General features: G+C 60.7%; 6 protein-coding genes. 2 read left to right on the top strand and 4 right to left on the bottom strand.

The window, feature by feature from the left end:
- Positions 1 to 129 precede the first annotated feature (129 nt).
- The 4 genes from B7Y89_RS15795 to rsmI form a co-directional block, all read right to left on the bottom strand.
- The gene (locus tag B7Y89_RS15795) at positions 130 to 735 is read right to left on the bottom strand and encodes a DedA family protein (protein WP_292939581.1); all 606 of its coding nucleotides are present in this window, start codon (positions 733 to 735) and stop codon (positions 130 to 132) included.
- Between the two features lie 85 nt (positions 736 to 820).
- The gene (gene gshB / locus B7Y89_RS15790) at positions 821 to 1,768 is read right to left on the bottom strand and encodes a glutathione synthase (RefSeq protein WP_292939579.1); all 948 of its coding nucleotides are present in this window, start codon (positions 1,766 to 1,768) and stop codon (positions 821 to 823) included.
- A gap of 94 nt (positions 1,769 to 1,862) precedes the next feature.
- Positions 1,863 to 2,219: a YraN family protein gene (locus B7Y89_RS15785; RefSeq protein ID WP_292939593.1), complete on the bottom strand. Its 357-nt coding sequence runs from the start codon at positions 2,217 to 2,219 to the stop codon at positions 1,863 to 1,865.
- 11 nt (positions 2,220 to 2,230) lie between these two features.
- A complete protein-coding gene (gene rsmI / locus B7Y89_RS15780; protein WP_292939576.1) occupies positions 2,231 to 3,076 on the bottom strand; it encodes a 16S rRNA (cytidine(1402)-2'-O)-methyltransferase in 846 nt (281 codons plus the stop codon).
- 39 nt (positions 3,077 to 3,115) lie between these two features.
- On the opposite strand from rsmI, the gene B7Y89_RS15775 reads away from it, so the two are divergent.
- Positions 3,116 to 4,297: a penicillin-binding protein activator gene (locus B7Y89_RS15775; protein WP_292939573.1), complete on the top strand. Its 1,182-nt coding sequence runs from the start codon at positions 3,116 to 3,118 to the stop codon at positions 4,295 to 4,297.
- A 276-nt stretch (positions 4,298 to 4,573) separates the two neighbouring features.
- On the top strand, positions 4,574 to 6,586 hold the full coding sequence (gene parE / locus B7Y89_RS15770; protein WP_292939570.1) for a DNA topoisomerase IV subunit B: 2,013 nt from the start codon (positions 4,574 to 4,576) through the stop codon (positions 6,584 to 6,586).

Here is a 6,586-nt window from a genome sequence, read left to right as displayed (position 1 = left end):
TGATCCATAACCGCTTAGCAGCGCTGGCAAAGAAATGGGCGCCGCGCCCGCGGAAGGCCAAATAGACTTACGTCAACGCCGCCTTCCGTCGGCGCTTACGTTTAGTCTATGGTTGGTAAATTCAATTTTTCAAGCTTTGGCCCGCGGCTTCCACACAATTACACGCCAGATATAGACCACGACCACGATGACAACCGTGGCAACCGCCACTGGTCCGGTAAACTTCTCCAATTCATCGAAGTTGCGTCCGAGGTAATATCCCGCTCCTGCCAGAATGGCATTCCAGATGGCCGCCCCTGCAAAAGTGAACGCCAAAAACCAAAGATGCCCCATCCGCGTCAGGCCTGCAGGAAGCGAGATCATTGTGCGCATGAACGGCGCAAACCGCACCGCAAAAACCACCCATTGGCCATGTCGCCGGAAAAATCCGACGATGTATTCGATGTCCTCCCATTCAACCGTCAGCCATCGCCCGAACCTGTCTACAAAGGGCTTAAGCCGCTCATAGCCAAGGCTTCGGCCCAGCAAGTACCAGCAATAATTGCCCAGCGTTGATCCCACCGTTCCTGCCACCATCAATGGCCAAAACTCCATCCGGCCACGCGCCACCGCAATCCCGCCAAGGCCCATGATCAATTCCGAAGGGATTGGCGGAAAGACGTTTTCGATCACCATCAGGAACGCAATGCCCCAATAGCCACCGCCCTCGATTAATTGGACAATCCAGTCGTTCATACCGGGGGCAACGCTCTTCGCGCGAAGTGGTGCCCCACCGTTTCAGCGGAAGGGCTTGGGGTGGCGGTATTCAGAAAGTACGCCCCTAAAGCCGCGCTTCAATTGCGTCCCAGATCATCCCCGCCGTGTCCGTACCGTTGAACTTGTCAATCGCCACAATCCCGGTCGGCGAAGTCACATTGATCTCGGTCAGCCATTTTCCGCCGATCACATCAATGCCGACGAAGATGAGCCCCAACCGCTTCAACTCCGGCCCGAGCGCAGCGCAGATTTCCCGCTCTTCCGCAGTCAATTCCGTCTTCTCGGCATAGCCGCCCACAGCAAGGTTGGAGCGGAATTCCCCCTCGCCGGGCCGCCGGTTGATTGCGCCCGCGATCTCACCATCCACCAGAACGATGCGTTTGTCGCCCTTGGCCACTTCGGGCAGGAACGCTTGTACCATGTGCGGCTCGGGCCAAGTCTGGTTGAACACCTCGAACAGAGCGCCAAGGTTCTCACCCTCTTCCGAAACGCGGAAGATCGCTTTGCCACCATTGCCGTGGATCGGCTTGATCACAATCGCGCCGTGCTTTTTCTGGAACGTGCGCACTTCATCCACCGAACGCGTGACCAGAGTCGGCGGCATGAACCTGCGGTAATCAAGCACCATGACCTTTTCCGGCGCATTGCGCACGCTGCGCGGGTTGTTCACCACCAGCGTCTCGGCCTCGATCCGCTCAAGCATGTGGGTGGCCGTGATATAGCCCATGTCAAACGGCGGGTCCTGCCGCATCAGCACCACATCAATGTCACGCCCAAGGTCCAGGCGCCGTTTCTCACCGGCGGCATAGTGATCGCCAACCACATGCTGCACCGTCACTGGCGTCGCATGCGCAATCAGCCGGTCATCCTCGTCCAGTGACAACGAACCCACGTCGTAATGGTAAATCTCATGCCCCCGCTCTTGCGCGCGTAACATCAGCGCAAAGCTCGAATCCCCGGAGATATTGATGGAATGGAGCGGGTCCATCTGGACGGCGACGCGCAGAGTCATGGCTTGTAACACCCTTGGGAGTTTATCTTCCCCCGCGCCTTAAAGCCGATTCATGCTCGGCGCGACAATTTTAACTGGTAAGTGCAAGTCAGCATCACGCGCCGGGTTGCCACGCATTGGCAATCCTGCGCGGCCAGCACCACGGCGCAATCAGGATCACATCGATCTGCATCGTATCGCCTGCCTGCACAAACTTGGGCGCTATCGCCTCTGCTGCCCGCGCCACGCGCCGCAGCCGGTGGGCGTCGATGGCTCCGGCCAAAGCCGCTTCTCTGCGCCGCCACTTCACTTCGACAAACGCCACCGCCCGCCCCCGCCGTGCAACAAGGTCGACTTCGCCCACCGGCAATTTCACGCGCTGCGCCAGAATGCGCCATCCTGTCAGCCGCAACCACCACGCCGCCAGCGCCTCGCCCTTACGCCCTCTACGCTCAGCCTCCGCTCTCGTCAGCTTTGATCGGCTCACTTGAACGTCATCGCCAATGCATAGAGCGCCTTGCGGTCCAGCCCGTGCGCCTTGGCCACCTTCCCCGCCGCCTGCGATGTCGACATTTCCGCCAAAGCTGCGCGCAGTTCCGCCTCGATCACATCCTGCGCCGGTGCCTCCTGCGCCAAGGGCGGCCCCACCAGCAGCACAATCTCTCCTCGCGGCGGATTGGCCGTGTAATGCGCCGCCAATTCCTCAGCAGAACCGCTACGGCATTCCTCATGCAACTTGGTCAGTTCACGCGCCACCGCCACCTCACGCCCCGGCAAGCGTTCAGCCAGCGCTTCTAAAGATGCCACCAGACGCGGCCCCGTTTCATAAAAAACCAGCGTCGCAGGCACGCCCGCCAATTCCGCCAGCACATCGCCGCGCGCCTTGCCTTTTGATGGCAGGAAACCGCCAAACATGAACCGGTCGGTCGGCAACCCGGCCATCGACAACGCCACAACCAGAGCGCTTGGCCCCGGCACTGATGTGACCGCAATGCCACGCGCCCGCGCCTCGCGTACCAGCTTGTACCCGGGATCGGAAATCAACGGCGTCCCTGCATCCGAAACCAGCGCCACGGGATTCTGCGCCATTTCGGCGAGTAATGCTTCACGCGCTCCATCGCTTGCATGATCATCATAACGTCGCATGACTTTGTGCAAACCCAGCAGGTTAAGCAACTTTCCGGTCACGCGGGTGTCTTCGCACGCAATCACGCTACAGCGCTCAAGCGTTTCAATCGCACGACGACTTACGTCTCCAAGATTGCCAATGGGGGTTGCGACAATGTAGAGGCCGGGTTCAAGCTGCGGGGTTTCCATGACACGTCTCATGGACCGACCGGCAAAGTGCGACAAGAGGGTGAGCGCGTAATGTTGAACAGGCACAAAGGCGATCTGCGCGATCAAGGCACTCGCCCCAACCGGCGCTGGATCGTCAAAGGCGTAACCGCAGGCTCTTTGGCGTTGCTGGCTGGTTGTACCGTCATTCCGAAAGGCGGCATCGCACCCGCACCTGAACCCACCGAAAAAGCGCCGGACGCCAACGTCCTGCCAACGGATGCGGGACGCCACCGTATTGCCTTACTCGTGCCCTTAAGCGGTGCCAGCGGCGCAGTCGGCCAATCCATCGCCAATGCCGCAACAATGGCCCTGCTTGATACCAACGCTGCAAACTTGCGCATCACCACGTATGATACCGCAGCCGGTGCAGGCATCGCTGCCAGCAAAGCCATTGCCGATGGCAACAAACTAATCCTCGGGCCTTTGCTGTCTGATGACGTGATCCTCGTCGCCAACGCCGCACGCACTGCAAAAGTGCCGATGATCACCTATTCGAATGACAGCGCGGTCGCTTCGCGCGACGTGTTTGTCATGGGTCAGGCGCCCGGCCAATCCATCGCCCGCGTGCTCGGTTTCGCAAAATCCAGTGGCGTCAGTTCGGTTGCGGCCATCATCCCGACCGGCGATTATGGCCAACGCGCCACCGCGGGCCTCACAGCCGCCGCAGAAGCGCAAGGCGTAACCGTTACGTCGATCGAAACTTATGATCGCGGCAACACTTCCGTCGCCAGCGCCGTTCGCCGCGCCAAGGACAAGGGCAAGTTTGACGCGCTACTCATCGCCGATGGCAGCCGCATCGCGCTTCAGGCAAGTGCAGCCGCTGGCAAAGGCGTAAAGCTGCTCGGCACAGAATTGTGGAGCGGTGAAGCCGCCATCGCCACCTCGCCCGCCATGCGCGGCGCATGGTTCGCCGCCGTATCGGACGCCCGCTTTGGCAAGTTCGAGACATCCTATCGCAGCCGCTTCGGCGCAGTCCCCTCGCGGCTGGCCACTTTGGGCTATGATAGCGTTCTGCTCACGCTCAACATCGCGCGCACATGGAAGCCCGGCACCACCTTCCCCACCGGCAAGCTCTATGATCCCCAAGGCTTCATCGGCCTCGACGGCGTCTTCCGCTTCACAGCCTCGGGCATGGCCGAACGCGCGATGGAAGTCCGCCAAGTCGCTGCGGGCACGTTCACCACAGTTTCACCTGCACCGACAAAGTTTTAAGGATTTCGCGCAGAGGCGCAGAGGAAAAAGAGAGCGCGAAGCTAGTGCTCAAACGGCGCAGCCGCATCTCGCCCGCCCCCCTCTAAAGGATAAACAAGCCTGCGGGTTGACACGACACCTCAGCGCTCTCTTTTTCCTCTGCGCCTCTGCGCGAAACCCACTTCTTCTTAAATTCTAAACGCAAACCCTTTTACCGCCGCATCCTCCACGAAAAGCACCGGATAAGCACACTGCGACGCTTGCGCACGGAATCGCCCGTGTTCTATACCCGTTCGCATGTCCGATGATCTCTTCGACAAACTTCCCGCCAGTACCGCTGGCGAAACCTATGATGGCTCGGCAATCGAGGTTCTCGAAGGCCTTGAACCTGTCCGCCGCCGCCCCGGCATGTATATTGGCGGCACCGATGAACGCGCGCTCCATCACCTCGCTGCCGAAGTGCTTGATAACGCGATGGACGAAGCCGTCGCTGGCCACGCCAACCGCATCGAAGTCTACCTTGAAGAAGAACCTGGCAGTGCAGGCCGCCTGACCATATCAGATAACGGTCGCGGCATTCCGGTCGATGAACACCCCAAATACCCCGGCAAATCCGCGCTCGAAGTCATCCTCACCACGCTGCATTCGGGCGGCAAGTTCTCGGGCAAGGCCTATGCCACCAGCGGCGGCCTCCACGGCGTCGGCGTCTCGGTCGTCAACGCGCTGTCCTCGCTCACCCGCATCGAAGTGGCGCGGAACAAGGAGCTTTACGCGCAGGAATTCTCGCGCGGGCTTCCCACCACAAAGCTGCTGAAAGTCGGCAACGCTCCCAACCGGCGCGGCACGCAAGTCACCTTCGTGCCCGATACCGAAATTTTCGGCACCGATGCCAAATTCAAACCCGCCCGCCTGTTCCGGCTGGTCCGCTCGAAGGCATACCTCTTCGCAGGCGTCGAAATCCGCTGGAAATGCGCGCCTTCGCTCGTCTCGGATGACGTGCCCGCCGAAGCTGTGTTCCAGTTCCCCGGCGGCTTGGCCGATCACTTGGCCGAACAAGTCTCGGGCCGCGAATGTGTCACCACGCTCCCATTCTCGGGCACGCAGGATTTCCCGGCTGGCCCCGAAGGGCAAGAGATGGGCCGCGTCGAATGGGCCATCGCATGGCCACTGTGGTCCGATGGCTCGTACTCGTGGTACTGCAACACCATCCCCACGCCTGATGGCGGCACCCACGAACAAGGCCTGCGCGCCGCCCTGACGAAGGGCATCCGCGCTTTCGCTGATCTGATCGGCCAGAAAAAAGCCAAGGACATCGCGCCCGAAGACATGATCACCGGCAGCGAAATCATGCTCTCGGTCTTCGTCCGCGATCCCCAGTTCCAAAGCCAGACCAAAGACCGCCTGACTTCGCCCGAAGCCGCGCGCATGGTCGAAGCCGCCGTGCGCGATCACTTCGATCACTTCCTCACCGACAATATGGAGCGCGGCAAAGCCCTGCTCGGCGCGGTAATGGAACGCATGGACGAGCGCCTGCGCCGCAAGGCAGAGCGTGAGGTCAAACGCAAAACTGCCACCAGCGCGCGCAAGCTGCGCCTGCCCGGTAAGCTGACCGATTGCACCGGCGAAGGCAGCGGCGAAACCGAACTGTTCATCGTCGAAGGCGATTCCGCAGGCGGCAGCGCCAAAATGGCGCGCGACCGCAAAACGCAGGCGATCCTGCCAATTCGCGGCAAAATCCTCAACGTTGCCAGCGCCTCGGCTGACAAGATCCGGGGCAATCAGGAAATCGCCGATCTCGCATTGGCGCTGGGCTGCGGCATGCGCAAAGACTGCAATCCCGATGCGCTGCGCTATGACCGCGTGATCATCATGACCGACGCCGATGTTGATGGCGCGCACATCGCAACCCTGCTGATGACGTTTTTCTTTCAGGAAATGCCAGAACTCGTCCGGCGCGGCCACCTCTACCTCGCCCAACCCCCGCTCTACCGCATCACCCACGGCAGCACCTCGGCCTACGCGAAAGACGAAGCGCACCGTGCTCAGCTTGAAGCCACCAAATTCAAAGGCAAAAAGGTCGATGTGGGCCGCTTCAAGGGCCTCGGCGAAATGAACCCCAACCAGCTGCGCGAAACAACCATGGCCCCCGCCACCCGCAGCCTCATCCGCATCACCCTACCGCCCGAATACGAAGGCCGCGCGGCGGTGAAGGACCTGGTCGACCGCCTGATGGGCCGCGATCCGGCACAAAGATTCATGTTCATCCAGAACCGGGCGGGAGAGTTGGACCCTGATTTGATTGATGCTTGA

Origin of the sequence: Novosphingobium sp. 32-60-15, from assembly GCF_002280675.1 — a bacterium.
GTDB lineage: Bacteria > Pseudomonadota > Alphaproteobacteria > Sphingomonadales > Sphingomonadaceae > Novosphingobium.
Note: the sequence above shows the minus strand (reverse complement) of the source record. Positions and strands in the feature narration are given on the sequence as shown.

Bases quoted from the DNA above. Each gene is read 5' to 3' on its own strand.
- B7Y89_RS15795 (WP_292939581.1), bottom strand. From the start codon at position 735: ATGAACGACTGGATTGTCCAATTAATCGAGGGCGGTGGCTATTGGGGC.
- gshB (WP_292939579.1), bottom strand. From the start codon at position 1,768: ATGACTCTGCGCGTCGCCGTCCAGATGGACCCGCTCCATTCCATCAAT.
- B7Y89_RS15775 (WP_292939573.1), top strand. From the start codon at position 3,116: ATGTTGAACAGGCACAAAGGCGATCTGCGCGATCAAGGCACTCGCCCC.
- rsmI (WP_292939576.1), bottom strand. From the start codon at position 3,076: ATGAGACGTGTCATGGAAACCCCGCAGCTTGAACCCGGCCTCTACATT.
- parE (WP_292939570.1), top strand. From the start codon at position 4,574: ATGTCCGATGATCTCTTCGACAAACTTCCCGCCAGTACCGCTGGCGAA.